Source organism: Streptomyces sp. NPDC046860 (assembly GCF_040645115.1).
Lineage (GTDB): Bacteria > Actinomycetota > Actinomycetes > Streptomycetales > Streptomycetaceae > Streptomyces.
The window spans coordinates 1-25,688 of sequence record NZ_JBEYXQ010000007.1 but is presented as its reverse complement, the minus strand read 5'-3'; the positions used below and the strand labels follow the sequence as shown (position 1 = coordinate 25,688).

Sequence of the window (25,688 nt, the reverse complement as noted above, 5' to 3'; positions counted from 1 at the left end):
TGGGGGCGGGCCCTTCGGCGTGCGGGCTACTTGGTGAAGCCGTAGTTCAGGATCTTCGTCGCGTCCGTGCCGCGCTGGGTGACGGAGGACGACGCGAGGACCGTGCCGATGACCGTCTTGCCGTTGCGGGTGGCGGCGAACACCAGGCAGTACTTGGCCTCGGGACCGGAGCCGGTCTTGACGCCGATGGTGCCGCTGTAGCTGCTGAGCAGCGTGTTGGTGTTGGTCCACGCCTTCATCGTGCGCGTGCTGCCGGTCTTGGTGACCGTCTTCGCCGTGTACGACTTGGTCTTGACGATCGCGCGGAAGTTCGCGCTCTTCATCGCGCTGCTGGCGATCTTCGTCAGGTCGCGCGGGGTCGAGTAGTTCGAGCCCTTGCCGATGCCGTCGAAGGAATCGAAGTGCGTGTTCTTCAGGTTGAGGGCCTTCGCGGCGGAGTTCATCTTGCCGAGGAAGGAGTTCACGCGCGCGGTGTGCGTGCTGCCCGAGCCGTACTTGTCCGCGAGGACGTACGCGGCGTCGCAGCCGGACGGCAGCATCAGCCCGTAGAGGAGCTGGCGGACGGTGACCTTGTCGCCGACGATCAGGCCGGCCGAGGACGCGTTGTTGGCGACGATGTAGTCGCTGGCGCCCTTCGGGATCGTGACCTTGGCGTCCAGGTTCAGGTTCGGCTGCGCCAGGACGACCTTCGCGGTCATGATCTTGGTGGTCGAACCCGTGGAGCGCCGGGTGTCCGCGTTCTTGGTGTACAGCGACGCGCCGGTCGAGTTGTTCATCGCGTAACCGCCCGCGGCCGCGATGGACGGCGCGGAGGCGGCCTGCGCGGGCGCCACGGTGAGGGCACTCGTGGTGAGCAGCGCGCCGGACGCGACGGCGACGGCGGCGGCCCTGCGGAGGGACGAGCCCTTGATGCCGGTAATCAAAGTGGAATACCTCGATTGTCTGAAATGCCCGTGAGTACGGCCTAGTTGAGGTGCCCTGAAAGGAGGGCCGCACGTGTGTGACAGCTGAACGGCCCCCATGGTTGCACCCGTCGGGAGAAAAATTTCCCGGGACTCCGCCGCCGCCCTGTGCCGGGGTCCGCATCCTGGACCGCGCTGTCCCCCGTACGCATGTTGTATCTATCCTGTGGGCATGCAAACCGCCACCAGGCAGCCACCCGCCGCCGACCGCGTCTACGCCCACGTCAAGCAGGGCGTCCTCGAACGTCGGTACGAGGGCGGCACCCTGCTCACCGAGGGCGAGCTGGCCGAGGCGGTGGGCGTGTCCCGCACCCCGGTCCGCGAGGCGCTGCTGCGGCTGGAGGCCGAGGGGCTGATCCGGCTGTACCCGAAGAAGGGCGCCCTGGTGCTGCCGGTCTCCGCGCAGGAGATCGCCGACGTGGTGGAGACCCGGCTGCTGGTCGAGGAGCACGCCGCCCGCAAGGCCGTGCCCGCGTCGCCCGCCCTGCTGGAGCGCCTCGCCGAACTGCTGGACCGGCAGCGGGAGCAGGCGGCGGCGGGCGACTTCGCCGCCGCGGCCGTCACCGACCGCCGCTTCCACGCCGAGATCGTGCGCAGCGGCGGCAACGAGATCCTGTCGCGGCTCTACGACCAGTTGCGCGACCGCCAGCTGCGGATGGGGGTCGCCGTCATGCACTCGCACCCCGACCGGATCGCCAAGACCCTCGCCGAGCACGCCGAGATCCTCCAGGCGCTGCGCGCCGGGGACGCGGAGGCCGCGGTCGGGATCGTGCACCGGCACGTCGGCTGGTTCTCCGAGCTGGCCCGTGGGGAGGTCCGATGAGCCGGGCCGTCACCACCCTGCCGGGTGACCCTCCGGGCGGCCGCCGGGCCGTCGCGGTGTGGTCCATAGGCGTCGCGGTCTACTTCGTCGCCGTCATCTTCCGCACCTCGCTCGGCGTGGCCGGCCTGGACGCGGCCGACCGCTTCCAGGTGAACGCCTCCGCGCTGTCGACGTTCTCGATCCTCCAGCTCCTCGTGTACGCGGGCATGCAGATACCCGTCGGCCTGCTGGTCGACCGGCTCGGCACCAAGAAGGTGCTGTGCCTGGGCGCGGTGCTGTTCACGGCCGGGCAGCTGGGCTTCGCCTTCTCCCCGTCGTACGGCACGGCCCTCGCCTCGCGCGCGCTGCTGGGCTGCGGCGACGCGATGACGTTCATCAGCGTGCTGCGTCTGGGCACCCGCTGGTTCCCGGCCCGGCGCGGGCCGTTCGTGGCCCAGCTCGCCGGTCTGGTCGGCATGGCGGGCAACCTCGTCTCCACCCTGGTGCTGGCCCGGCTGCTGCACGGGCTCGGCTGGACCCCGGCGTTCGCGGGCAGCGCGCTCGCGGGTGTGGTCGTGCTGGTGCTGACGCTGCTGTTCCTCAAGGACCACCCCGAGGGCCACGAGCCGGAGCCCTCCCCGCATCAGGGCGCCGCGTACGTGCGCCGGCAGATCGCGCAGGCGTGGCGGGAGCCCGGTACCCGGCTGGGGCTGTGGGTGCACTTCACCACCCAGTTCCCGGCGATGGTCTTCCTGCTGCTGTGGGGGCTGCCCTTCCTGGTGCGGGCGCAGGGGCTCAGCCGGGCCACCGCGGGTGAGCTGCTCACCCTGGTGGTGCTCTCCAACATCGTGATCGGGCTGGTCTACGGCCAGGTCGTCGCCCGGCACCACGCCGCCCGGCTGCCGCTGGCCCTCGGCACGGTCGCCGCGACCGCCCTCATGTGGGCGCTGACCCTGGCCTGGCCCGGTGAGCACGCGCCGATGGCGCTGCTGCTGGCGCTGTGCGTGGTGCTCGGCGCGTGCGGGCCGGCCTCGATGCTCGGCTTCGACTTCTCCCGCCCCGCCAATCCGCCCGAGCGTCAGGGCACCGCCTCCGGCATCACCAACATGGGCGGCTTCATCGCCTCCATGACGACGCTCTTCGCCGTGGGCGTCCTCCTGGACGCCACGGGCGACAACTACTCGGTGGCCTTCTGCGCGATCTTCGTCCTCCAGGCGCTGGGCCTCACCCAGATCCTCCGCCTGCGCGGCCGGGCCGCCCGCCGCGAGCGGGAGCGGCTGGTGGCGAGCAGGGTGGAGACGGTGCACGTACCGGCGGTGTGAGCGGCGCCGGAGGCGGTCAGCGGGTCACGGGGACGAGGGTGAGGTAGGCCAGGCCCAGCACGCCCCGATAGCTCATCCACTGCCCCCGGTGCCGGTCCAGGCGCTCGCGGACCGCGGCCGCCTGGGGATCGTCCGGGTGCCCGGCGAGCCAGACCTCCTGGTCGGCCTGGTACGCGGACTCGAACTCCTCCCACTCCGAGCGGGTCGCCGTCTCCGTCCACTCGGGGCGGAAGCCCGCCGCGACGGCGAGGTCGAGCAGCTCGCCCAGGCCGGTGTGGTCCTCGGGGCGCGCCCGGGGCCACATGCCCGCCAGCTCGGCCGGGGTGGGCGTCCGCTCCCAGAAGCCCTCGCCGAGCAGGACCCGGCCGCCGTCGGCCACCAGCCGCCGCAGCTCGCGCAGCGCCTCGGCGGTGGGCGGTTCGGCGGTGCTCAGCGCCTGCCCGGCGCCCAGGCACAGCACCAGGTCGGCGGGGCCGCGCGTGGTGCCGGTCGCGGACTCGGCGAGGAACTCCACCCGCCCGGCGAGCCCTCGCGCCCGCGCGTTGTCCCGCCCGCGCGCGAGGTCCTCCTCCTCGGTGTCGATCCCGGTCCCCCGCGCCTCGGGCACGGCGTCCAGCACCCGCAGCATCAACTCGCCCCAGCCGCAGCCGATGTCGAGGACGGTGCGGGGCCGCTGGGCGGCGAGCCGCCCGACGATCGCCCCCGCCCGTGCCTCGGAGAGGGGGCCGTGGAAGGTGAGCCGCCTGAGCCGGCCGGTCTGCGCGGGGTCCGTGGTCATGCCGGGCACGCTAACGGCGGCCGGGGCCACCGGCACCCGATTAAAAGGTCAGGGCGTGACCGTGAAGTTGCGCAGGACGGCCGACGTCAGTTCCGGGTCGCCCTCGGTCTTGATGCGGTCGCCGGCCGCGTCCGGGGTGATCCGGCCGCAGGCCAGGCGGAAGTAGGTCTCCCAGTCGAGGGTGAAGGTCGCGGCGGGACCGAGCGCGGGGGCCGTCTCCAGGGTGCCCCGGCCCTGGATGTCGACGCGGATCGTGCGCAGGAACTCCACCGGGCCGTGCACGTCGAAGACGATCGCCGAACTGCGCGGCGCCTGGGCCCCCTTGGCGACCACCTTGGGCAGTCCGGCCAGCAGCAGGTCACGGGCGACGAGGGCGCCGGGCGAGTCGAGGTTGCCGGGGCGGCCGAGGGCGGTCCGCAGGTCCTGCTCGTGCACCCACACATCGAACGCCCGCATCCGCATGGCGAGTTCGAGGGTGATCTCCTTGCCCATCGGACCGCGCACCAGGGTGCCGGGCTCGCGGGACTCGTTGCGCAGCTGCCGGCTGCGCCGGATGACCGTGTACTCCAGCTCCGACGTCATCTCCGGCGCCGTGTGGTGGCGGCGGACGTCGACCTGCATCTCCATGTACCGCTGCGACTCGTTGGTGACGTGGAAGAGGTCGCGGGGCAGGGTGTGGATGGGCCGGGGGTCGCCCAGCATCTCGCAGTCCAGGCCGATCACGTGCGAGACCACGTCCCGCACCGACCAGCCGGGGCACGGCGTACGCCGGTTCCACTCACCCTCGACCAGCGGGTTGACCAGCTCGGCTATCGCGTCGATCGAGTGGGTCCAGGCGTCGGCGTAGGGCTGGAGGGTGGGATGCAGACTCACGGAACAGGACCCCTCGGCGGTCGTTACACGGGCAGAATCGGCGGCTGCACTGGGCGGGCGTCTGGAGACTCCCCGAGCTCTCGGCTTCGCGTGAGCAGGGGGACCCCAAGTTACGCTGCTCCGATACCCCCCGGCAGTGCTTTCGTGTGACGATCGTAGGCCCGTGGGAACGACTCGAATGCCAGGACGGTGGTAGTGTGCGCGCCTCGCTGATCCAGATCCGTGTGGACGAGGGCGAATCGGTGGCCGAGCGGCGTCAGCGCGCGGCCGGGCTCGTGCGGGCACAGGAGGGCGCCGACCTCGTCGTTCTGCCCGAGCTGTGGACCACGGGGGCCTTCGCCTACGAGGCGTTCGCCACCGAGGCGGAGCCGCTTCAGGGTCCCACCCACGAGGCGATGGCCAAGGCCGCGCGGGACGCGGAGGTCTGGCTGCACGCCGGGTCCGTCCCGGAGCGCGCCCCCGACGGCACCCTCTACAACACCGCCCTCGTCTTCTCCCCCTCGGGCGAACTCGCCGCGTCCTACCGCAAGATCCACCGCTTCGGCTTCGACCGGGGTGAGGCCGTGCTGATGGGCGCCGGGAGCGAGCCGGTGACCGTACGCCTGCCGGAGACCACGGCCGGCCTCGCCACCTGCTACGACCTCCGCTTCCCCGAACTCTTCCGCACCCTCACCGACGCGGGCGCCGAGACCCTGGTCGTCTCCGCGGGCTGGCCCGAGCGCCGCCGCGCGCACTGGACCCTGCTGGCCCGGGCGCGGGCGGTCGAGAACCAGGCGTACGTCCTGGCCTGCGGCACGGCCGGGACGCACGCCGGGGTCGCGCAGGCGGGGTACTCGGTCGTGGTGGACCCCTGGGGCGAGGTCCTGGCGGAGGCGGGCGCGGACGAGGAGGTGCTCACCGCCGAGTTCGACCCGGCGAAGGTCGCCGTGACCCGTGAGCAGTTCCCCGCTCTCAAGGACCGCGTCCTGGGCCTGGACCCGCCCCGCCGGTAGCCCTCTCGGGCCGCTCGGGCCCCTCAGTCGTCCTCCCGCTCCTTGTCCGCCAGGTGGATCACGCACACCGCCACCGCGATGAGCAGCGTCGGGTCGGCGTCGTCGCGTACGACGTCGACCCCGTAGGTGTCCCGGACGGTCATCAGGCGGCGGGAGATCACCGCGAGCAGCTCGCCCGCGTACTCCACGGCGAACTCGCGGTCGAGGATCTTGCCGCTGACGTCGAGTTCGGTGCCGTCGGCCAGGTCCACGCGGTAGTGGTTGCGCAGCAGGGAGAGGCGCTTGCGGCGGATGGTGGCGAGGTCGGCGCCGTCCCGCCGGATCACCATGGTGTCGCGCAGGGCGAACATCTTCTGGTGGATGTCGATCAGGACATGGCCGTCGGTGTCCTTCAGCTCGAAGGTGTCCCGCAGCCGCATGGCCTTGCCGTCGACGAGGAAGACCTTGCGGCCGTTCCCGTCCTCGATCCAGTAGTCGTCGCCGATGCCCAGCAGCCGGTCGCGCACGAGGAATCTCATGGTGAAGCGCTTCCCCGGCGGGAGGCGTTCCTCACCGGGCGGCCGGGCCGAACCGCTTGCGGTAGCCGGAGGGGCTCAGTCCGGTCTCCCGGCGCAGCCTCGCCCGCAGGTTGGCCGCCGTGCCCAGCCCGCAGCGGGCCGCGACCACCTCCAGCCGGGTCTCCCCCCGCTCGATCAGCCGGCAGGCCAGCGCCACCCGTTCGCCGGTGAGCCAGGCCAGCGGGGTGGTGCCGAGCATGGCGCGGAAGCGGCGGTGCAGGGTGGCGGGGGAGACGGCCGCGCGGGCGGCGAGATCGGCGACGGTCAGCGGTTCCCCGAGCCGCTCCTGCGCCCAGGCGAGCAGCGGTCCGAGGGAGCCGTCGGGCACGTCGGGCAGCGGGCGTTCCACGAACTGCCGCTGTCCGCCGTCGCGGTGGGCGGCGAAGAGCAGCCGCCGGGAGACCGAGTTGGCGATCTCGGCGCCGTGGTCCCGGCGCCACAGGTACAGCCCGAGGTCGAGCGCGGCGGCGCTGCCCGAGGCGGACAGCACGTCCCCCTCGTCGACGAAGAGCACGTCCGGCTCCAGCAGCACGCGCGGGTGCAGCCGCCTCAGGAGCGCGGCCCACTTCCAGTGCGTGGTGGCCCGGCGTCCGTCGAGCAGCCCGGCCTCGGCGAGCGCGAAGGTGCCGGTGCAGAAGCTGACGATCCGGGCTCCCCGCGCGTGCGCCCGCCGGATCGCCTCCCGTACGGGGGCCTCGCGCGGGACCACGTTGTCCGGGCGGCCGGGCACGACGAGGGTGTCCGCGCCGTCCACGGCGTCCAGCCCGGCCACGCCGGTCAGGGTGAAGAAGCCGTGGTTCATGCGCACCTCGGGGGCGGGCGCGCACAGCGTGACCTCGTACAGCGGCTGCGGCAGGCCGAGTTCGGGGCGGGGCAGGCCGAACAGCTCGGTGGCGACCCCCACCTCGAACGGGTTGGTCCCGGTGTCCACCAGGACGGCGACCCGATGGGTGCGACGCGGCTGCGAGGAATCGTGCGCCATGTGCGATTCCTAGCACTCGTACGGGCCGCGCGCACGCCCCACGATGAAGGCATGGCTACCGAAGAACCCCGTTCCCTCCCCCAGGTCCTCGCCTCCTTCGACGACCGCTGGAGTCCCCGTATCGTCGCGTCGGTCAACGACTACGACGTCCGCGTGGCCAAGGCCGAGGGCGAGCACGTCTGGCACGCGCACGACGACACCGACGAGTTCTTCCTCGTCCTCACCGGCGAACTCCACCTCGGCCTGCGCGAACCGGCCGGCGAGCGCACGGTGGTCCTGCGCGAGGGCTCGGTGTTCACCGTCCCGCGCGGCACCGAGCACAAGCCCTACGCCCCCGTCCCCACCGAGATCCTGGTCCTCGAACCCACCGGCACCCTGTCCGTGGGCGACCGCCACGACGAGGTCCCGGCCCATGTGGACGCCACCACGGGACACGCCCTGGACTGATCCGCCGGAGCCGGGGTGGCACCCTTGAAGGATGAACGACTCCGCTTCTCGACGTGTCCGTGTCCGTGCTCCCGAACTGGTCGGCAAGGGGGGCTGGCTGAACACCGGCGGTCAGCAGTACACCCTTGCCGACCTGCGGGGACGCATCGTCATCCTCGACTTCTGGACCTTCTGCTGCATCAACTGCCTGCACGTCCTGGACGAGCTGCGCGAGCTGGAGGAGAAGCACCGGGACACGGTGGTGGTCATCGGGGTGCACTCCCCGAAGTTCGTGCACGAGGCGGAGCACCAGTCGGTCGTGGACGCCGTCGAGCGGTACGGCGTGGAGCACCCCGTGCTGGACGACCCGGAGCTGGCCACCTGGAAGCAGTACGCGGTGCGCGCGTGGCCGACGCTGGTGGTGATCGACCCCGAGGGGTACGTGGTCGCCCAGCATGCCGGTGAGGGTCATGTGCACGCCATCGAGCGGCTGGTGGAGGAACTGGAGGCCGAGCACGGGGCCAAGGGCACCCTGCGCCGGGGCGACGGCCCGTACGTGGCACCGGAGCCGGAGCCGACCGTGCTGCGCTTCCCCGGCAAGGCGCTGCTGCTGCCCTCGGGGAACTTCCTGGTCAGCGACACCACCCGGCACCAGCTGGTGGAGCTGGCCGAGGACGGCGAGTCCGTCGTGCGCCGGATCGGCTCCGGGGCGCGCGGCTTCGCGGACGGACCGGCCGGGCTGGCGTCATTCAACGAGCCGCAGGGCCTCGCGCTGACCGGCGACGGCTTTGTGGTCGTCGCCGACACCGTGAACCACGCCCTGCGCCGCGTCGGCCTCGCCTCCGGCGAGGTCACCACCCTGGCGGGCACCGGCCGGCAGTGGATGCAGGGCGCGCCCACCTCGGGACCGGCCCGCGAGGTCGCGCTGTCCTCACCGTGGGACGTGGCCGTCTTCGGCGGCGAGGTGTGGATCGCCATGGCGGGCGTGCACCAGCTCTGGACGTACGACCCGGAGGCGGACACCGTCCGGGTCGCGGCCGGCACGACCAACGAGGGCCTGGTGGACGGGCCCGGCGCCGAGGCGTGGTTCGCGCAGCCCTCGGGGCTCGCCGCGACGGAGGACCGGCTGTGGCTCGCGGACTCCGAGACCTCCGCGCTGCGCTGGGTGGACGCCGGCGGCGCCGTGCACACCGCCGTCGGCACCGGCCTGTTCGACTTCGGCCACCGGGACGGCGAGGCGGGGCAGGCCCTGCTCCAGCACCCGCTGGGCGTCACCGCACTGCCGGACGGCTCGGTCGCCGTCGCCGACACCTACAACCACGCCCTGCGCCGCTACGACCCCGCCACCGGCGAGGTCACCACGCTCGCCACGGACCTGCGTGAGCCCAGCGACGCGGTGCTCGCCGGGGACGACATCGTGGTGGTCGAGTCCGCCCGGCACCGGCTGACCCGGCTGCGCCTGCCCGAGGAGGCGGTACGCGTGGAGGCGGTCGCCCACCGCACGCAGCGCGCCGCCACCGAGGTGGCGCCCGGCCGACTGCGGCTGGACGTGATCTTCCAGGCCCCCGCGGGCCAGAAGCTGGACACCCGCTACGGCCCCTCGACCCGGCTGCTGGTCTCCGCGACCCCGCCCGAGCTGCTGCTCAAGGGCGAGGGCGCGGACAGCGACCTCAGCCGCGATCTGGAGCTGGACCCGGCCGTCGCCGAGGGCGTGCTGCACGTCTCCGCGATGGCCGCCTCCTGCGACGACGACCCGGCCAACGAGTACCCGGCCTGCCACGTCCACCAGCAGGACTGGGGCGTCCCGGTGCGCCTCGTCGAGGGCGCCTCGGACCGGCTGCCGCTGGTGCTGGCCGGCCTCGACGAGGGCGAGGGGCGCTGAGTCAGGCGCCGTAGCCGTCCGAGTAGCCGTCGCGCGGCACGTGCCGCTCCTCCTCCACCACCCGGGTGGGCGGGACCACCACGCGGCGGCGCCGGGCGATGCCGCTGAACGTCACCAGCCCGATGAGTCCGACGGCCATGAGGATGACGCCGACCAGATCGAGGTTGACGCCGCTCATGTGCCAGTCGGTGGCAAACGTGAGGATCGCTCCCACGGCTATGAGGATGATGCATCCGCCGAGGCCCATGAGATCCTGCCTCCCCTGAAGGGTTCCGGAATCTCCGGTCCCGTTCGGCGGATACCCCCCATCCGGCGGGCTAGCCCTCCCCGCGCGCCGTCAACTAGCCCTCCAGGAAGGCCGTCAGGGCCGCGGCGAGAAGGAACGGGTCCTTGTCGCCGCACAGTTCGCGCGCGCTGTGCATGGAGAGGATCGCCACGCCGATGTCGACGGTGCTGATCCCGTGCCGGGCGGCGGTGATCGGGCCGATGGTGGTGCCGCAGGGCATCGAGTTGTTCGAGACGAACGTCTGGAAGGGCACCCCGGCCCGCTCGCACGCGGCGGCGAACACCGCGCGCCCCGAACCGTCCGTGGCGTAGCGGTTGTTGACGTTCACCTTGAGGATCGGGCCGCCGTTGACGCGCGGGTGGTGCGTCGGGTCGTGCCGCTCCGCGTAGTTGGGGTGCACGGCGTGGCCGGTGTCGGAGGAGAGGCAGACGGTGCCGGCGAAGGCGCGTGCCCGGTCCTCGTAGGAGCCGCCGCGCGCGAACACCGAGCGCTCCAGGACGCCGCCGAGCAGCGGGCCGTCGGCGCCGGTGTCGGACTGGGAGCCGTTCTCCTCGTGGTCGAAGGCGGCGAGGACCGGGATGTGGGTGAGCGGCTCACCGGAGGTGGCGGCGGCGACCAGGGCGGCCGTACCGGCGTGCACGGACAACAGGTTGTCCATCCGGGGCCCGGCGACCAGCTCGCGGTCCCGGCCCAGGTAGGCGGGCGCCTCGACGGGATAGGTCATCAGGTCCCAGCCCGCGACGGAACCGGGCTCAAGCCCGGCCTCCTCCTCCAGGAACGCGATCAGGTCGCCCTCGGAGACGTCGTCGCCGAGTCCCCACACGGGCTGGAGGTGGCGCTGCTTGTCGAGCTTGAGGCCGTCGGCGGAGACCGAGCGGTCCAGGTGGATGGCGAGCTGCGGCACCCGCAGCAGCGGGCGGTCGATGTCGACCAGGACCGAGCCGCCGTCGCGCAGGGTGAGCCGGCCGGCGATGCCGAGGTCGCGGTCGAGCCAGGAGTTCATCAGCGGGCCGCCGTAGATCTCCACCGCGACCTGGCGCCAGCCGTGCGCCCCGCTGTCCGGTTCGGGCTTGACCCGGAGGTTGGGGGAGTCGGTGTGCGCGCCGATGATCCGGAACGGGGTGTGCGGAGCGGCACCCTCGGGGACGTACCAGGCGATGACCGCGCCGCCGCGCAGCACGTACCGGCCGCCGCTGCCGGTGCCCGCGGGGGTGTCCCACGCCTCGGTCTCGGCGACCTGGGTGAAGCCCGCCTCGTCCAGCCGTGCGGCGACGTTCGCCACGGCGTGGTACGGCGTCGGGCTCGCCGCGAGGAAGGCCATCAGGTCGTCGGTGTGGCCGCGGTCGAAACGGGCTGCTGCGCTCATGGCGTTTACCTTAACGACGAGCGCGGGCCCGCTCTCCGGAAGGAGGAAGCGGGCCCGCGCGCGGGTGTGGTGCGGGGGGAGCGGACTAGAACGCGGCCTCGTCCAGCTCCATCAGGTCCAGCTCGACACCGGCCGAGATCTTGCGGGCCAGGGTGACGCCGGGCAGGACGTTGGCCGCGAAGAACTTCGCCGCCGCTATCTTGCCGGTGTAGAACGCCTTGTCCTTGGCGGAGGCGGTCTGAAGCTTCTCGGCGGCCACCGCGGCACCGCGCAGCAGCAGGTAGCCGACGATGACGTCGCCGGAGGCCATCAGCAGGCGGGTGGTGTTGAGGCCCACCTTGTAGATGTTCTTCACGTCCTGCTCGGTGGCCGCGAGGTCGGTCAGCATCAGGCCGACGATCGCCTCCAGCTCCACGGCCGCCTTGGCGAGGTGCTCGCGGGCGCCCGCCAGGTCCTCGCCGCCGGTGCCGAGCGCCAGGAACTTCTTGATGTCCTCGGCGAGGCCGTTCAGCGCGGCGCCCTGGTTGCGGACGATCTTCCGGAAGAAGAAGTCCTGGCCCTGGATCGCGGTGGTGCCCTCGTAGAGGGTGTCGATCTTGGCGTCGCGGATGTACTGCTCGATCGGGTACTCCTGCAGGAAGCCGGAGCCGCCGAAGGTCTGCAGCGACTGGGCGAGCTGCTCGTAGCCCTTCTCGGAGCCGTAGCCCTTGACGATCGGCAGGAGCAGGTCGTTCAGCGCGTGCTCGGTGGAGGCGTCCTCGCCGTTCGCCTCCTTGACCGCGATCGTGTCCTGGACGGAGGCGGTGTGCAGCACGAGGGCGCGCATGCCCTCGGCGTACGCCTTCTGCGTCATCAGGGAGCGGCGGACGTCGGGGTGGTGCGTGATGGTGACCTTGGGCGCGGCCTTGTCCATGAACTGGGCCAGGTCCGGTCCCTGCACGCGCTCCTTGGCGTACTCCAGCGCGTTGAGGTAGCCGGTCGACAGGGTCGAGATGGCCTTCGTGCCGACCATCATGCGGGCGAACTCGATGATGCGGAACATCTGGCGGATGCCGTCGTGCTTGTCGCCGATCAGCCAGCCCTTGGCGGGGTGGCGGTCGCCGAAGGTCATCTCGCAGGTGTTGGAGGCCTTCAGGCCCATCTTGTGCTCGACGTTGGTGGCGTAGACGCCGTTGCGCTCGCCCAGCTCGCCGGACTCGCCGTCGAAGAGGAACTTGGGCACGAGGAAGAGGGAGAGACCCTTGGTGCCGGGGCCGGCGCCCTCGGGGCGGGCGAGGACGTAGTGGAGGATGTTCTCCTCCATGTCGTGCTCACCGGAGGTGATGAAGCGCTTCACGCCCTCGATGTGCCAGGAGCCGTCCTCCTGCTGCACGGCCTTGGTGCGGCCGGCGCCCACGTCCGAACCGGCGTCCGGCTCGGTGAGGACCATGGTGGAACCCCAGGTCTTCTCGACCGCGATCCGGGCCCACTTCTGCTGCTCCTCGGTGCCCTCCTCGAAGAGGATGCGCGCGAACGCCGGGCCGGAGGAGTACATCCAGATGGCCGGGTTGGCGCCGAGCACCAGCTCCGCGTACGCCCAGATCAGGGACGGCGGGGTGTTGGTGCCGCCGATCTCCTCGGGCAGGCCGAGCCGCCAGTACTCCGAGTCCATGAAGGCCTTGTAGCTCTTCTTGAAGGAGGCGGGGACCGGCGCGGTGTTGGTCTCGGGGTCGAAGACCGGCGGGTTGCGGTCGGCGTCCACGAAGGACTCCGCCAGCTCGTTCTCCGAGAGCCGGGTCAGCTCGGCGAGGACGGACTTGGCGGTGTCGGTGTCCATCTCCTCGAACGGGCCGGTGCCGTACAGCTTCTCGCGGCCCAGGACTTCGAAGAGGTTGAACTCGATGTCGCGGAGGTTGGACTTGTAGTGCCCCATGGTGACTCCATCACGGACTCGGCGAGGCACTGACTCCTCGCATCTGAACACGTACCAGCAAGTGGCTACGATGATGCTACCCGTCGGTAATAAGACGCAACCCCGCCGGGTGTGAGATGCGGCGGACGGGGCGGCGCACAAAGCTCCCCCGCTCCCCTGACCCCGCCGCCCGCGCTCGGTACTCTTGCGCCCATGTACGGCTACGACCAGAACGCGGGCGCCCAGCAGCAGTACGTGCCGCCGCAGCAGCAGCCGGGTGGTGTCGGCGGGTACGGCCAGCAGCCGCCGCTCTACCCGGAGCCGTCCGCGCCCTCGCTGGCGGACGCGGTACGCGCCTTCACCACCGGGCAGATGCCCGCCGAGGACTTCCAGCAGGTCTTCGCCACGTCCAAGGTGTACTGCCCGCGCGGCGACACCCCCGGCTTCCTCGCCCTGCACAACACCCAGCAGCCGGTGATCCCGATGTTCACCTCGCTCAAGGAGCTGCGCAGGTACGCGGGCAAGGAGTCCAAGTACTTCGTGATCACCGGCGCCGAGGTGATCGACCTGCTCCCCACCGGCTACGGCTTCGTGGTCGACATGGAGGGCGAGCACCGGATGGTGTTCGACGCCAAGGCGGTGGAGCAGATGGTGGAGTTCGCCATGCGCCGGATGTACGGCTAGCCACGGTTCGTCCGTCGAGGCCCGGAGGGAATTACCTCCGGGCCTCCTGTGTTGTGGCTGGCGGAAAGTTCAACGCTCAACTAAACTGGGTCCACAAGGAGGTACCGACCATGCCTGCAGTGACCGTCGAGAACCCGTTGACGCTGCCCCGTGTGACCGCGCCCGCCGACGCCGTGCCGCGTCCGGTGCTGGCCGTGACGACCGCGCCCAGCGGCTTCGAGGGCGAGGGATTCCCGGTGCGCCGCGCGTTCGCCGGGATCAACTACCGCCACCTCGACCCGTTCATCATGATGGACCAGATGGGTGAGGTGGAGTACGCGCCGGGCGAGCCCAAGGGCACCCCCTGGCACCCGCACCGCGGCTTCGAGACCGTCACCTACATCATCGACGGGATCTTCGACCACCAGGACTCCAACGGCGGTGGCGGCACCATCACCAACGGTGACACCCAGTGGATGACCGCCGGCTCGGGCCTGCTGCACATCGAGGCCCCGCCGGAGCACCTGGTCATGTCGGGCGGTCTCTTCCACGGGCTCCAGCTCTGGGTGAACCTCCCCGCCAAGGACAAGATGATGGCGCCGCGCTACCAGGACATCCGGGGCGGCAGCGTCCAGCTCCTCACCACCCCCGACGGCGGCGCGCTGCTGCGCGTCATCGCCGGTGAGCTGGACGGCCACGCGGGTCCCGGCATCACCCACACGCCGATCACGATGATCCACGCGACGGTGGCGCCGGGCGCCGAGATCACCCTGCCGTGGCGCGAGGACTTCAACGGCCTCGCCTACGTGCTGGCCGGCCGCGGCTCGGTGGGCGCGGACCGCCGGCCGGTGCACACCGGGCAGACCGCCGTCTTCGGCGCCGGGGGCACGCTGACCGTCCGCGCGGACGAGAAGCAGGACTCCCACACCCCGGACCTGGAGGTCGTCCTCCTCGGCGGACAGCCCATCCGTGAGCCCATGGCCCACTACGGCCCGTTCGTCATGAACACCAAGGACCAGCTCATGCAGGCCTTCGAGGACTTCCAGAAGGGCCGCCTGGGCACGGTGCCGGCGGTGCACGGCATGACGGAGAGCGGCCCGCAGGGCTGATCCGGTTCTGTTCGCCCACCACTCGGCCGACGGTTCCGGGTGGTGGGTGGGCACAGGCCGGGGGTCCAGGGGGCGGGAGCCCCCTGGGGCGGCACGCGGAGGGACGGCACCTCACCCTCCCGGCCCGCCGCAGCAGGACAGCCGGGCCAACCCCGTGCTCCGCTGGGAGCGTGCAGCTTCTCCCCGTACCCGTGCGCCGCTTCGCCGCCTGGTGTGCCGTGCTGCTGCTGGCCGCGGGGCTCGGCTGGGTCGGCATCCGGCTGTGCGGGGAGCTGCGTACCGCCGTCACCCCCGTACTGCTGGCTCTCCTGGGCACCGCCCTGCTGGGCCCCCTGTACCGCTGGCTGCTCAAGATGAAGCTGAACGCCAGCCTCGCCGCCGCCCTGACCTGCGTGGCCGTCGTGGCGGTGGTCGGCGGCGCCGTCTACATCGTGGTCGCCGCCCTCGTGGACACCGGCGACGAGATCGTGGCCTCCCTGCGCGACGCGGCCAGGGCCATCGCCCGGCACTTCGGCGCCGCCGGGACCGGCCTGGACGACCTCGCCGGCAACGCCCGCGAGCTGCTGGGCAAGTTCGGCGGCACCGCCGTCTCCAACGTCATCAGCGGCGTCAGCGTGGTCGGCGAGTCCATCGCCATCGCGGTCCTCGCCCTGCTGCTGGTCTTCTTCTTCCTGCGCGACTCCCAGCGCGCCCTGCGCTCCCTGCGCGGCCTCGCCCCCGCCGGCACCGCCGACGTGGTGGAGGCCATGGCCCGCCGGGCCTTCGAGGCGGTCGAGGGGTTCATGCGCGGGACGACGATCATCGCGCTCATCGACGCCGTCTGCATCACCGTCGGCCTGCTGATCCTGCGCGTCCCCGGCGCGGTGGGGCTAGGCGCGCTCGTCTTCGTCGCCGCCTACATCCCCTACCTCGGCGCCTTCCTCTCCGGCGCGGTCGCCGTCCTGGTCGCCCTCGCGGACCGGGGTTTCGTGATCGCGCTGTGGGCGCTCGGGGTGGTGCTCGGGGTCCAGGTGCTGGAGGGGCACGTGCTCCAGCCGGCCATCCAGAGCCGGACCGTGCAGATGCACCCGGCGGTGGTGATGCTGACGATCACCGCCGGAGCCTCCGTCGCGGGCATCCTCGGCATGCTCCTCGCCGTACCCCTGACCGCGGCCGTCTTCGGCGTCGTACAGGAACTCCGCGACCGGTACGGCACCCCGCACGAGCAGCCCTAGGGGCCTCCCCCTAGGCCGCGTCCTCCCCGCCCTGTTCAGGCTCGCCCTGTTCAGGACGCTCGTACAGCTCGAACCAGATGCTCTTGCCCTCCCCGCGCGGCTCGACCCCCCAGGCGTCGGCGAGCATCTCGATCAGCATGAGGCCGCGGCCGGAGGAGGCCAGTTCGCCGGGGCGGCGCTTGTGCGGGAGGTCGTCGCCGGAGTCGGTGACCTGCACCCGCAGCCGCCGGTCCCCGTGCTCGCCGAAGATCTCCGCGAGCAGCAGCGCGTCGGCGTCGGTGTGCACCAGCACGTTGGTGATCATCTCGGAGATCAGCAGCACCGCCGCGTCCACCTGCTCGGCGGGCTCCCAGTCGTGCAGCAGTTCCCGCAGATGCTGGCGGGCCTCGGCGATCCGCTCCGGCTCGTCCTGCGCCACCGACATCAGCGTGCTGCGCACCCGGGTCCGGGCCGCGGGCGCGGGGGTGTCGCTCAGCCCCCGGCTCTCGCCGGACCGGAAAAGGAGGAGCACCGCGATGTCGTCCTCGCGGCGGTCGGTCAGCGGGCCGGTGGTGTGGTGCGAGGAGGGCCCGTGCACCCCCTGCACCAGCGCGTCCGCCAGCCCCTCCAGGCCGCTCTCGCGGTCCGTCTCCGCGTCGCCGTACCGCTCCAGGATGGCGCGTACGCGCCGCCAGCCGGTCTCCATGTCGTGGCCGCCGGTCTCGATCAGGCCGTCGGTGCACAGCATCATCGTCTCGCCGGGCTCCAGCGTGAACCGGGTCGTCGGGTAGTCCCCGTCCGGGTCGACGCCCAGCGGCAGCCCGCCCGCCGTGGGCCGGAGCATCACCGTGCCGTCGGCCAGCCGGATCACCGGCTCCGGATGCCCCGCGCGGGCGACCTCCAGCCGTCCGGTCGCGGGGTCGGCCTCGGCGTACAGGCAGGTGGCGAAGCGCAGGTCGGTCAGGTGTTCGTCGTGGTTGATGCCGTGCAGGAAGCGGGAGGCGCGGGAGAGCACCGCGTCCGGGCGGTGGCCCTCGGCGGCGTAGGCGCGCAGCGCGATCCGGAGCTGGCCCATCAGGCCCGCGGCCCGGACGTCGTGTCCCTGTACGTCCCCGATGACCAGTGCGAACCGGCCGCCCTGGGCGGTGTTCGGCGCGACCCCGCCGGGCAGCGGGATCATGTCGTACCAGTCGCCGCCCACCTGGAGGCCGCCGCCGGTCGGGATGTAGCGCCCGGCCACGCTCATGCCGGGGATCTCCGGGAGCAGCGAGGGCATCATGGAGCGCTGGAGGCCCTCCGACAGCTCCCGCTGCGTCTCCGCGTCGCCGGCGCGCGTCAGCGCCTGGGCGAGCATCCGGGCGACCGTGGTGAGCACCGCCCGCTCGTCCGGGGTGAACGCCACCCGGTCGCTGAACGCGGCCATCCACGCGCCCCGCGTGGACCCGCCCAGCGTCAGCGGCAGGAACGCCCACGAGCGGCGGCCGAACTGCTCGGCCAGCGGCCAGGCCGTCGGATACCGGTCGCGGTACTCGCCGGGCGTGGAGAGGTAGACGGCCTTGCCGGTACGGACCACCTCCGCGGCCGGATAGTCCGTGGTCAGCGGCATATGGGTGAAGGGGCCGTCGTCGCCGGGCTGGTAGCCGTGGTGACCGATGATCGTCAGCCGGTCGCCCTCCACCCCGAACACCGCGAGACCGTCCGGGGAGAACCCCGGCATCGACAGCGTCGCCGCGACCCGCAGCACCTCCGCCGTCGACCGTGCCTCGGCCAGCGCCCGGCCCGCGTCCAGCAGGAACGCCTCGCGCGAGCGCCGCCAGTCGCCGGTGACCGCGCTGCGGGCCGAGGAGGTGCCCGGCGCCGGCTCGGTGACCTCCTGAAGGGTGCCGATGAGTTCGTACGCCCGGCGCTCCCGGTCGAAGGACGGCTTGGAGCGGCTGCGCACCACCCGGATGGTGCGGCCCGCGGCGTCCACGACCCGGATGCGCACCTCGGCGAGCGTGCCCTTGGCGACGGCGAGCGGGATGACCCCGGTGATCTCGTTCCAGTCGGAGGGGTGCAGGCGGGAGCGCGCCTGTGCCTCCGTGAGGGTGGTGGGCCGGGCCGGCAGCCCCAGCAGCCGCGCCGCCTCCGCGTCCACGGTGACCAGCTCCGTGGCCGTGTCCCACTGCCAGAGCCCGGTGGCGAGGGAGACGAGGACATCTCCCACGGAGGGCAGCGGCTCACCTGTGCGCATTGCCCCACTTTAAGAAGGTCGTCCCCACTGCTGCCACCCTGGATCGGCAGACGGTAATGGTGGGGAGGCGATCACGGGGTGCCCGGTACCCTTGATGGGTCCGGGCCCCGTGCCCGGGCGAGCCGGGAGAAGCACACTCCGGCAAGGAACCCCCAACGAAGGACGATGAACGACGATGCATCGGTACAGGTCCCACACCTGCGGCCAGCTCCGCGCCTCCGACGTCGGTACCGACGTCCGGCTCAGTGGCTGGCTGCACAATCGGCGCGACCTGGGCGGCATCCTCTTCATCGATCTGCGTGACCACTACGGCATCACGCAGCTCGTGGCCCGTCCCGGCACGCCCGCCTACGAGCTGCTGGACTCCGTCTCCAAGGAGTCCACGGTCCGCGTCGACGGCCGCGTTGTCTCACGCGGAACCGAGAACGTGAACCCCGAACTGCCCACCGGCGAGATCGAGGTCGAGGTCGCGGAGGTCGAGGTGCTGGGCGCCGCCGCCCCGCTGCCCTTCACGATCAACGCCGAGGACGGCGTCAACGAGGAGCGGCGCCTGGAGTACCGCTTCCTGGACCTGCGCCGCGAGCGCATGCACCGCAACATCATGCTGCGGACGTCCGTGATCTCGGCCATGCGCCACAAGATGGCCGCGATGGGCTTCAACGAGATGGCGACGCCGATCCTGTCCGCCACCTCGCCCGAGGGCGCGCGCGACTACGTGGTCCCCTCCCGCGTCCACGCGGGCCGGTTCTACGCCCTGCCGCAGGCGCCGCAGCAGTTCAAGCAGCTGCTGATGATCTCCGGCTTCGACCGCTACTTCCAGATCGCGCCCTGCTTCCGCGACGAGGACGCCCGCGCCGACCGTTCGCCGGGCGAGTTCTACCAGCTTGACGTCGAGATGAGCTTCGTCGAGCAGGAGGACGTCTTCCAGCCGATCGAGAAGCTCATGACCGAGCTGTTCGAGGAGTTCGGCGGCGGCCGCCACGTCACCTCCCCCTTCCCGCGCATCCCGTTCCGCGAGTCGATGCTCAAGTACGGCTCCGACAAGCCGGACCTGCGCGCCAAGCTGGAGCTCGTCGACATCACCGACGTCTTCGAGGGCTCGGCGTTCAAGGCGTTCGCGGGCAAGCACGTGCGCGCGCTGCCGGTGCCGGACGTCGCGGGCCAGAGCCGCAAGTTCTTCGACGGGCTCGGCGAGTTCGCCGTCTCGCAGGGCGCGCAGGGCCTGGCCTGGGTCCGCGTCGGCGAGGACGGTTCGCTGACCGGCCCGATCGCGAAGTTCCTCACCGAGGAGAACGTCGCCGAGCTGACCAAGCGTCTCTCGCTGGCCCCCGGCCACGCGGTGTTCTTCGGCGCGGGCGAGTTCGACGAGGTCTCGAAGATCATGGGCGCCGTGCGCGTCGAGGCCGCCAAGCGGGCGGACCAGTTCGAGGACGGCGTCTTCCGCTTCTGCTGGATCGTCGACTTCCCGATGTACGAGCGGGACGAGGAGACGGGCAAGCTCGACTTCTCCCACAACCCGTTCTCGATGCCGCAGGGCGGCATGGAGGCCCTGGAGACCCAGGACCCGCTGGACATCCTCGGCTGGCAGTACGACATCGTCTGCAACGGTGTGGAGCTGTCCTCCGGCGCCATCCGGAACCACGAGCCGGACATCATGATCAAGGCGTTCGAGATCGCGGGCTACGACCGTGACACCGTCGAGGACAAGTTCGCCGGCATGCTGCGCGCCCTCCGCTTCGGCGCCCCGCCGCACGGTGGCATCGCCCCGGGCGTGGACCGCATCGTGATGCTCCTCGCGGACGAGCCCAACATCCGCGAGACCATCGCCTTCCCGCTCAACGGCAACGCCCAGGACCTGATGATGGGCGCCCCGACCGAGCTGGACGAGACCCGCCTGCGCGAGCTGCACCTGAACGTCAGGAAGCCGCAGCCGAAGTAGTACGCGGTGCGTGTGAGACGGCCCGGCCCCTCTGGGGAGCCGGGCCGTTCCTATTCCTCGTCCTTGTCCTCGTCATCGTCCTCGTCCTCGTCCGGAGAGGCGCCGTCCTCCAGCAGCCGTTCCGCGATGTCGTCGGACCAGTGCTGGGCCCAGGCGCGCAGCGGACCGACCTCGTGCCGGGGCAGTTCGTACCGCAGGAACTCCAGGTCGGAGTAGAAGTCGGTGCCGGTGAGACGGGACTGGAGCGTGGGCAGGTCGAAGGCGTCGTACGCGTGCCGCCGGCCCAGCTCCTCCAGCTCCGGCAGGGAGAACCGCCCGGCGGCGGCCCGTGCGTCGATCAGATCGACGGCCGCTCCCCGGTCGTACAGGGCCCGGATCTTGGTGCCGACGGCGTCCTCCAGGGAGAGCGTCGGCCCGTACGGGGTGAGCACGGGCGGGCTCCAGAAGGCTTCCTTGTGCAGGGCGAGGGGGCAGAGCGTGCCGGACTCGGGGTCCGTGACGGAGAGATGGGCGGACAGGGGCGCCGCGTCCCGCACGGTGACCTCGTGGCCCCGGGAGACCAGCACATCGCGCAGCGCCGCCGCGAGCCGGGACATCGGCTCGGCGCTCTCCGTCGCGAGATCCATGTTCGCGTGCGGCCGTTCGAGCAGGCCGTGCGCCTGCAGGGCGTAACCGCCGGCCAGCGCCGAGGGGATGGCCGAGGCGAGCACGTCGGTGAGAAGGCGGCGGTGGGGTGCGGGGAGGTTCACTCGGGGGCCCGGAGGGTCGCGGTGTGCTGCTGCGGTCAGACCGGCCGGATCACCTCGGTGGCGCTGGTGGCGGTGAGGGCGCGGGCGAGCCAGGTGTTCAGGACCGCGGGGTCGGTACAGCCGGTGATGTGCCGGCGGACCTCGTCGGGTACGTCGACGCCGCGCTGTTCCAGGACCAGCAGTATGGCGTGGGCCTGCCCTTCGGCCCGACCCTCGGCCCGGCCTTCGTCCCGACCCTCGTCCCGGATCTCTTCCGCGATGCTCGACTTGTAGAAGGAGAGGTCCACGGCCACCAGATTCCTCCAGAGCTGCTGGGCCGGGCGGTTGCCCATTCCCTGCGCGACGACTTCGACGATCGGGCCGGAGGCGTCCTCAGGGACGCCCACCAGCGCTGTGGACAGCGCCTTCAGTATGGCACCGATGTCCGGATCACCCGCATGTGTAATGGCGGAAAGTGCGGCCAGCGCGAGGTCCGCCCGTGCCTCGGCCGGGTCGGTGATCACGGGCATGTTGTGCGGGCCCACCACGAGCGGGGTGAGGGTGAGCGTCGGCAGCTGGGGCGGACCACTGGCCGTCGGCCGCCCGGCCCATTCGGCGGTGGCCCGGTCCTGGCACACGACGAGAAGCGCGGTGGGCAGTCGGTACTTCGTCCACAGGTACGCGGTGTAGTAGGCCCAGCTCGGCGGCTTGGCCTGATCCTTGCGGCCCTGAGCCTCGACGGCGAGGAGGAAGGCGCCGTGTTCCGCGGTCCCGAGTCGGAGGAGGGTGTCCACCCGGCGTTCGACCGGGCTGGTCTCGGTGCGGTCGGTGGGCAGGACGGTGACCTCGACCGGTGCGGGGAGGAGCTGGTGGCGGGTGGCGCAGGTGGGGCAGTGGTCGGGGTTCGGGCTTCGGTAGGCGTGGTCGCAGGTGTCGCAGTTTCTCAGGGGGTGGCGGGTGGTGGGCGGGGGTGTGGGGGCGCGGAACGGTGGTGGGGGTGGCAGTTGGGCCGTCAGGCGGTGGGCCAGGATCGCGGCGGGGCGGGTGAGGGGTTCCCGGGGGAGGTTCGCGGTCAGGGCCTCGCGTACGGCGGTGGGGGTGAGGTCGCGCTCCAGCCAGGCGGCGGCGCCGGGGGCCAGGTGCTCCACGTCGGTGGCGGAGAGCAGGAGGCGGGGGTGACGCGGCGGAGGCCGGTGAGGAGGTCGGCGGCCGTCCGGAGGAGGGCGGGAGAGGGGCAGGCGGGCTGGGGCACGGTGGGGAGGCGCCCCCGGGGCGGGCGTTCGGCGGGGTCCGCGCGGCGGGCCGGCCTGGTGGTCGGTTCGGCCGCGGGCTCGGTCCGGGGTCCCGGCCGGTTGCAGGAGACCGTGCGGGTGACGATCCGGCCGCAGGGGGTGCGCTCGCGGGTGCGGCGGAGGTAGCCGTGGGCCTCCAGTTCGCGCAGGGCGGCGGCGACCCGGATCTGCCCCTCGGGGAACCGGGCGGCGAGCGTCTTGATGTCGACGGGGGCACCGGCGGGGAGGGACTGGATGTACACCCCGAGTCCGATCGCGAGCCCGGACAGCTCCGGGTGCTGGGCGAGGTGGTTGCCGATCACCGTGAAGCGTTCGGTGCGGCGGGCGTTGTCGTGGATCACGCCGGAACGCGGGCTGCGGCGCGGGTGGTTTTTGCCCGGGATGAGGGCCTGGGTGGACGCGGGCGCGCTAGGGTTTTCGGAGTCCATCGGGAAGCCTCACTTCCTCGGTGGTCAGGCCCTCGCATTGGGATGCCAGTCCCGGCGGGGGCCGTCTCATGTCTGCGGTTGTCGTGCGGTGCAGGGTTGAGACTAGGGCCGACAACCGGTACCGAATCCAGCCGAGTTGGGCATATTCACTCGCGGGAGTGATCTGCGCCGACGGGCGGGAGGGGTGGGGCTTGGTGGGGTCCTTTTCCCTCGTGTGTTCCTTGGGAAAGAGCACCACTCGGACCGGAACTCACGTGTGCGAGCTCCGGTGGCCGAAGCCGTGGCGTACGGGGCAGCGGCCGGCCCCGCCCGGCACGGAAAAAGGGACCGGCGGCACCTTTCGGCGCCGCCGGTCCCCGTGGTCACGCGTGCTGCGTCACGCCTCCGAGCCGCCGAAGCGCTCCTTGTACGTCTCCAGGTCCTCGTCCGTCAGCTTGGCGAACAGGACCGGGGGGACGGTGAAGGGGGTGCCCGCGGGGACCGTCGTGAGGGCCTTGGCCTCGGCCTCGGTGATCCAGGTCGCCGTGTCGTCCGGCAGCGCGAAGGCCGCGCGCATCGCCGCCGAGGAGGCCGGGATGAAGGGCTCGGAGACCACCGCGTACAGGTGGATCAGGTTCATCGCCGTGCGCAGCGTGAGGGCCGCGGCCTCGGGGTCGGTCTTGATCTCCAGCCAGGGGGCCTTCTCCTCCAGGTAGGAGTTTCCGGCCGACCACAGGGCGCGCAGCGCGGCCGCGGCCTTGCGGAACTGGAGGGCCTCCATCTGGGTCTCGTACTCGGCCAGCAGGCCCGCGATCTCCTCGCCCAGCTTCGCCTCGGCCTCGCCGGCCTCCGCGCCCGCCGGGACCTCCTCGCCGAAGCGCTTCTTGGAGAAGGACAGCACGCGGTTGACGAAGTTGCCCAGCGTGTCCGCGAGGTCCTTGTTGACCGTGGCGGTGAAGTGCTCCCAGGTGAAGGACGAGTCGTCCGACTCGGGGGCGTTGGCGATCAGGAAATAGCGCCAGTAGTCCGCCGGGAGGATGTCCAGGGCCTGGTCGGTGAAGACGCCGCGCTTCTGCGAGGTCGAGAACTTGCCGCCGTAGTACGTCAGCCAGTTGAACGCCTTGACGTAGTCGACCTTCTTCCACGGCTCACGCACGCCCAGCTCGGTGGCCGGGAACATCACCGTGTGGAACGGGACGTTGTCCTTCGCCATGAACTGGGTGTAGCGGACGTCCGCGTCGGCGTCGTACCACCACGACTTCCAGTCCCGGTTCTCCGGGTCCTGGTCGGCCCACTCCTTCGTCGCGCCGATGTACTCCACCGGGGCGTCGAACCAGACGTAGAAGACCTTGCCCTCGGCGGCCAGCTCCGGCCAGGTGTCGGCCGGGACCGGCACGCCCCAGTCCAGGTCACGGGTGATCGCACGGTCGTGCAGGCCCTCGGTCAGCCACTTGCGGGCGATGGAGGAGGCAAGCTGCGGCCAGTCCTGCTCGTGCCGGGAGACCCACTCCTCGACCTCGTGCTGCAGCTTGGACTGGAGCAGGAAGAGGTGCTTGGTCTCGCGGACCTCCAGGTCCGTGGAGCCAGAGATCGCCGAGCGGGGCTCGATCAGGTCGGTCGGGTCCAGGACGCGGGTGCAGTTCTCGCACTGGTCGCCGCGGGCCTTGTCGTAGCCGCAGTGCGGGCAGGTGCCCTCGACGTAGCGGTCCGGCAGGAAGCGGTCGTCGGCCGGGGAGAAGACCTGGCGGATCGCCCGCTCCTCGATGAAGCCGTTCTCGTTCAGCTTCCGGGCGAAGTGCTGGGTGATGTCGCGGTTCTCGGCGGAGGAGCTGCGGCCGAAGTAGTCGAAGGCCAGTGCGAAGCCGTCGTACACCGCCTTCTGCGCGTCGTGGGCCTGGGCGCAGAACTCGTCCACCGGCAGGCCGCGCTCCTTGGCGGCCAGCTCGGCGGGGGTGCCGTGCTCGTCGGTCGCGCAGATGTACAGGACGTCGTGGCCGCGCTGGCGGAGGTACCGGGAGTACACGTCCGCCGGGAGCATGGACCCCACCATGTTGCCCAGGTGCTTGATTCCGTTGATGTACGGAAGGGCGCTGGTGATGAGGTGTCGAGCCATCGGAGGCTGCTCCCAGGTCGCTGCGGGTACGAACCTTGAAATCGTAGCCGACGTGTGTATGCCGCCCGCCTCCCGTTTTACGGGGTGGGACGCGGGCGGCACCTGGGTGGGACGGGGCGGGGCGGGGCTTACGGGCGCCAGGCGGCGAGTACGCCCTCGTAGAGCTCGGTGTCCGTCAGCTCGCGGGGGGTGGGGCCCGCGTGGAAGAAGGACGTGTTGGCCGTCTTGAGCTTGCGGAGGTAGTCGAACGCCTTGTTCTCCGGGTCACCGAAGGCGACGAAGGAGAAGAAGACCCTGGGATGGGTCTTCGCGGCGTTGGTGAGGGCCTGGGTGGCGGGGGTCTTGGCGTCGGGGGCGCCGTCCGTCTGGAACACCACCAGGACGTCGTCCTCGGGGGTGTGGTTCTTGTCGTGGTGGGCGAGTACGGCTTCCACGGCGGCGTGGTAGCTGGTGCGGCCCATGCGGCCGAAGCCCGCGTGCGCCTTGTCGATGCCGGTCTCGTGGTCCTCGGTGAGGGTGAGGTCGGTGGTGCCGTCGACCTCGGTGGAGAAGAAGACGACGTGGACGCGGGGGTCCTCGTCCAGGTGGGCCGCCAGGGCGAGGGTCTGGTCGCCGAGAGCCTGGGCCGAGCCGTCCTTGTAGTACGGGCGCATGCTCGCGGAGCGGTCCAGTACGAGGTAGAGCTTCGCCTTCTTGCCGGTCAGGCCGGTGGCGGCGAGGGTGGCTGCTGCGGCGGAGTGGGCTGTGGCGAGGGAGGGGAGGGGGGCGGGGGTCGTGGGGGGGGGGGGGGGGGGGGGCCCCGCGGCCCAAGAGAACAACACCCCCCCCAACCCCCGCCCGCGGCAGGGGGTGGGGGGGGGCGACAGCGGGGGGGGGTGCGGCCCGGGGGCCG

22 protein-coding genes and 1 pseudogene are annotated in these 25,688 nt (G+C 71.7%); 9 read left to right on the top strand and 14 right to left on the bottom strand.

Annotation, left to right across the window (positions count from 1 at the left end; genetic code table 11):
• Nucleotides 1–26: 26 nt before the first annotated feature.
• A complete protein-coding gene (locus tag ABZ898_RS12370; protein ID WP_361656381.1) occupies nucleotides 27–923 on the bottom strand; it encodes a D-alanyl-D-alanine carboxypeptidase in 897 nt (298 codons plus the stop codon).
• 211 nt (nucleotides 924–1,134) lie between these two features.
• On the opposite strand from ABZ898_RS12370, the gene ABZ898_RS12365 reads away from it, so the two are divergent.
• Together ABZ898_RS12365 and ABZ898_RS12360 are read left to right on the top strand one after the other, a co-directional pair.
• Nucleotides 1,135–1,785, top strand: coding sequence for a GntR family transcriptional regulator (locus tag ABZ898_RS12365; protein WP_361656378.1), 651 nt, complete (start codon nucleotides 1,135–1,137; stop codon nucleotides 1,783–1,785).
• The gene (locus ABZ898_RS12360; RefSeq protein WP_361656375.1) at nucleotides 1,782–3,086 is read left to right on the top strand and encodes an MFS transporter; all 1,305 of its coding nucleotides are present in this window, start codon (nucleotides 1,782–1,784) and stop codon (nucleotides 3,084–3,086) included. The genes ABZ898_RS12365 and ABZ898_RS12360 overlap by 4 nt, the downstream gene beginning before the upstream one ends.
• Before the next feature lie 16 nt (nucleotides 3,087–3,102).
• On the opposite strand, the gene ABZ898_RS12355 is transcribed toward ABZ898_RS12360, so the two are convergent.
• Together ABZ898_RS12355 and ABZ898_RS12350 are read right to left on the bottom strand one after the other, a co-directional pair.
• Complete coding sequence (locus ABZ898_RS12355; protein WP_361656372.1) at nucleotides 3,103–3,864, bottom strand: class I SAM-dependent methyltransferase; 762 nt, start codon at nucleotides 3,862–3,864, stop codon at nucleotides 3,103–3,105.
• Between the two features lie 48 nt (nucleotides 3,865–3,912).
• On the bottom strand, nucleotides 3,913–4,737 hold the full coding sequence (locus ABZ898_RS12350; RefSeq protein ID WP_361656369.1) for a maleylpyruvate isomerase family mycothiol-dependent enzyme: 825 nt from the start codon (nucleotides 4,735–4,737) through the stop codon (nucleotides 3,913–3,915).
• Between the two features lie 197 nt (nucleotides 4,738–4,934).
• On the opposite strand from ABZ898_RS12350, the gene ABZ898_RS12345 reads away from it, so the two are divergent.
• On the top strand, nucleotides 4,935–5,729 hold the full coding sequence (locus tag ABZ898_RS12345; protein WP_361656366.1) for a carbon-nitrogen family hydrolase: 795 nt from the start codon (nucleotides 4,935–4,937) through the stop codon (nucleotides 5,727–5,729).
• 23 nt (nucleotides 5,730–5,752) lie between these two features.
• On the opposite strand, the gene ABZ898_RS12340 is transcribed toward ABZ898_RS12345, so the two are convergent.
• Both ABZ898_RS12340 and ABZ898_RS12335 read right to left on the bottom strand, forming a co-directional pair.
• Entirely contained in the window at nucleotides 5,753–6,247 is a 495-nt protein-coding gene (locus ABZ898_RS12340) for an LURP-one-related family protein (protein ID WP_361656363.1), read from the bottom strand.
• A gap of 31 nt (nucleotides 6,248–6,278) precedes the next feature.
• A complete protein-coding gene (locus tag ABZ898_RS12335; protein ID WP_361656360.1) occupies nucleotides 6,279–7,268 on the bottom strand; it encodes a helix-turn-helix domain-containing protein in 990 nt (329 codons plus the stop codon).
• Between the two features lie 51 nt (nucleotides 7,269–7,319).
• Between ABZ898_RS12335 and ABZ898_RS12330 the strand changes: the two genes are divergently transcribed.
• Both ABZ898_RS12330 and ABZ898_RS12325 read left to right on the top strand, forming a co-directional pair.
• Nucleotides 7,320–7,715, top strand: a complete 396-nt coding sequence (locus tag ABZ898_RS12330; protein ID WP_361656357.1) for a cupin domain-containing protein — start codon at nucleotides 7,320–7,322, stop codon at nucleotides 7,713–7,715.
• A 31-nt stretch (nucleotides 7,716–7,746) separates the two neighbouring features.
• Nucleotides 7,747–9,576, top strand: a complete 1,830-nt coding sequence (locus ABZ898_RS12325) for a thioredoxin-like domain-containing protein (RefSeq protein WP_361656355.1) — start codon at nucleotides 7,747–7,749, stop codon at nucleotides 9,574–9,576.
• A 1-nt stretch (nucleotide 9,577) separates the two neighbouring features.
• Here ABZ898_RS12325 and ABZ898_RS12320 read toward each other — a convergent pair whose 3' ends face one another.
• The 3 genes from ABZ898_RS12320 to ABZ898_RS12310 all read right to left on the bottom strand — a co-directional run bounded on the left by ABZ898_RS12320 (nucleotide 9,578) and on the right by ABZ898_RS12310 (nucleotide 13,140).
• Nucleotides 9,578–9,823: a DUF6458 family protein gene (locus ABZ898_RS12320; protein WP_361656352.1), complete on the bottom strand. Its 246-nt coding sequence runs from the start codon at nucleotides 9,821–9,823 to the stop codon at nucleotides 9,578–9,580.
• Nucleotides 9,824–9,917: 94 nt separating this feature from the next.
• Nucleotides 9,918–11,228, bottom strand: coding sequence for a M18 family aminopeptidase (locus tag ABZ898_RS12315; protein WP_361656349.1), 1,311 nt, complete (start codon nucleotides 11,226–11,228; stop codon nucleotides 9,918–9,920).
• Between the two features lie 85 nt (nucleotides 11,229–11,313).
• Nucleotides 11,314–13,140, bottom strand: coding sequence for an acyl-CoA dehydrogenase (locus ABZ898_RS12310; RefSeq protein ID WP_361656346.1), 1,827 nt, complete (start codon nucleotides 13,138–13,140; stop codon nucleotides 11,314–11,316).
• A 192-nt stretch (nucleotides 13,141–13,332) separates the two neighbouring features.
• On the opposite strand from ABZ898_RS12310, the gene ABZ898_RS12305 reads away from it, so the two are divergent.
• The 3 genes from ABZ898_RS12305 (at nucleotide 13,333) to ABZ898_RS12295 (ending at nucleotide 16,105) form a co-directional block, all read left to right on the top strand.
• Nucleotides 13,333–13,803, top strand: coding sequence for an SseB family protein (locus ABZ898_RS12305; RefSeq protein WP_361656343.1), 471 nt, complete (start codon nucleotides 13,333–13,335; stop codon nucleotides 13,801–13,803).
• 110 nt (nucleotides 13,804–13,913) lie between these two features.
• Complete coding sequence (locus ABZ898_RS12300) at nucleotides 13,914–14,891, top strand: pirin family protein (RefSeq protein WP_361656340.1); 978 nt, start codon at nucleotides 13,914–13,916, stop codon at nucleotides 14,889–14,891.
• A gap of 170 nt (nucleotides 14,892–15,061) precedes the next feature.
• Nucleotides 15,062–16,105: an AI-2E family transporter gene (locus ABZ898_RS12295; RefSeq protein ID WP_361656337.1), complete on the top strand. Its 1,044-nt coding sequence runs from the start codon at nucleotides 15,062–15,064 to the stop codon at nucleotides 16,103–16,105.
• 10 nt (nucleotides 16,106–16,115) lie between these two features.
• On the opposite strand, the gene ABZ898_RS12290 is transcribed toward ABZ898_RS12295, so the two are convergent.
• A complete protein-coding gene (locus tag ABZ898_RS12290; protein ID WP_361656334.1) occupies nucleotides 16,116–18,317 on the bottom strand; it encodes a SpoIIE family protein phosphatase in 2,202 nt (733 codons plus the stop codon).
• A 175-nt stretch (nucleotides 18,318–18,492) separates the two neighbouring features.
• On the opposite strand from ABZ898_RS12290, the gene aspS reads away from it, so the two are divergent.
• A complete protein-coding gene (gene aspS / locus ABZ898_RS12285) occupies nucleotides 18,493–20,256 on the top strand; it encodes an aspartate--tRNA ligase (RefSeq protein WP_361656331.1) in 1,764 nt (587 codons plus the stop codon).
• A 50-nt stretch (nucleotides 20,257–20,306) separates the two neighbouring features.
• Here aspS and ABZ898_RS12280 read toward each other — a convergent pair whose 3' ends face one another.
• From ABZ898_RS12280 to ABZ898_RS12260, 5 genes and pseudogenes are all read right to left on the bottom strand, one after another.
• Nucleotides 20,307–21,005: a hypothetical protein gene (locus ABZ898_RS12280; protein WP_361656329.1), complete on the bottom strand. Its 699-nt coding sequence runs from the start codon at nucleotides 21,003–21,005 to the stop codon at nucleotides 20,307–20,309.
• Nucleotides 21,006–21,040: 35 nt separating this feature from the next.
• On the bottom strand, nucleotides 21,041–22,132 hold the full coding sequence (locus tag ABZ898_RS12275) for a hypothetical protein (RefSeq protein WP_361656327.1): 1,092 nt from the start codon (nucleotides 22,130–22,132) through the stop codon (nucleotides 21,041–21,043).
• A complete protein-coding gene (locus tag ABZ898_RS12270) occupies nucleotides 22,057–22,617 on the bottom strand; it encodes a hypothetical protein (protein ID WP_361656324.1) in 561 nt (186 codons plus the stop codon). Before ABZ898_RS12270 ends, ABZ898_RS12275 begins: the two co-directional genes overlap by 76 nt.
• Before the next feature lie 463 nt (nucleotides 22,618–23,080).
• A complete protein-coding gene (gene metG / locus ABZ898_RS12265; RefSeq protein WP_361656321.1) occupies nucleotides 23,081–24,796 on the bottom strand; it encodes a methionine--tRNA ligase in 1,716 nt (571 codons plus the stop codon).
• A 128-nt stretch (nucleotides 24,797–24,924) separates the two neighbouring features.
• Nucleotides 24,925–25,554 (bottom strand): annotated as a pseudogene (locus ABZ898_RS12260) (VWA domain-containing protein); the annotation flags it as partial.
• Between the last annotated feature and the right edge of the window lie 134 nt (nucleotides 25,555–25,688).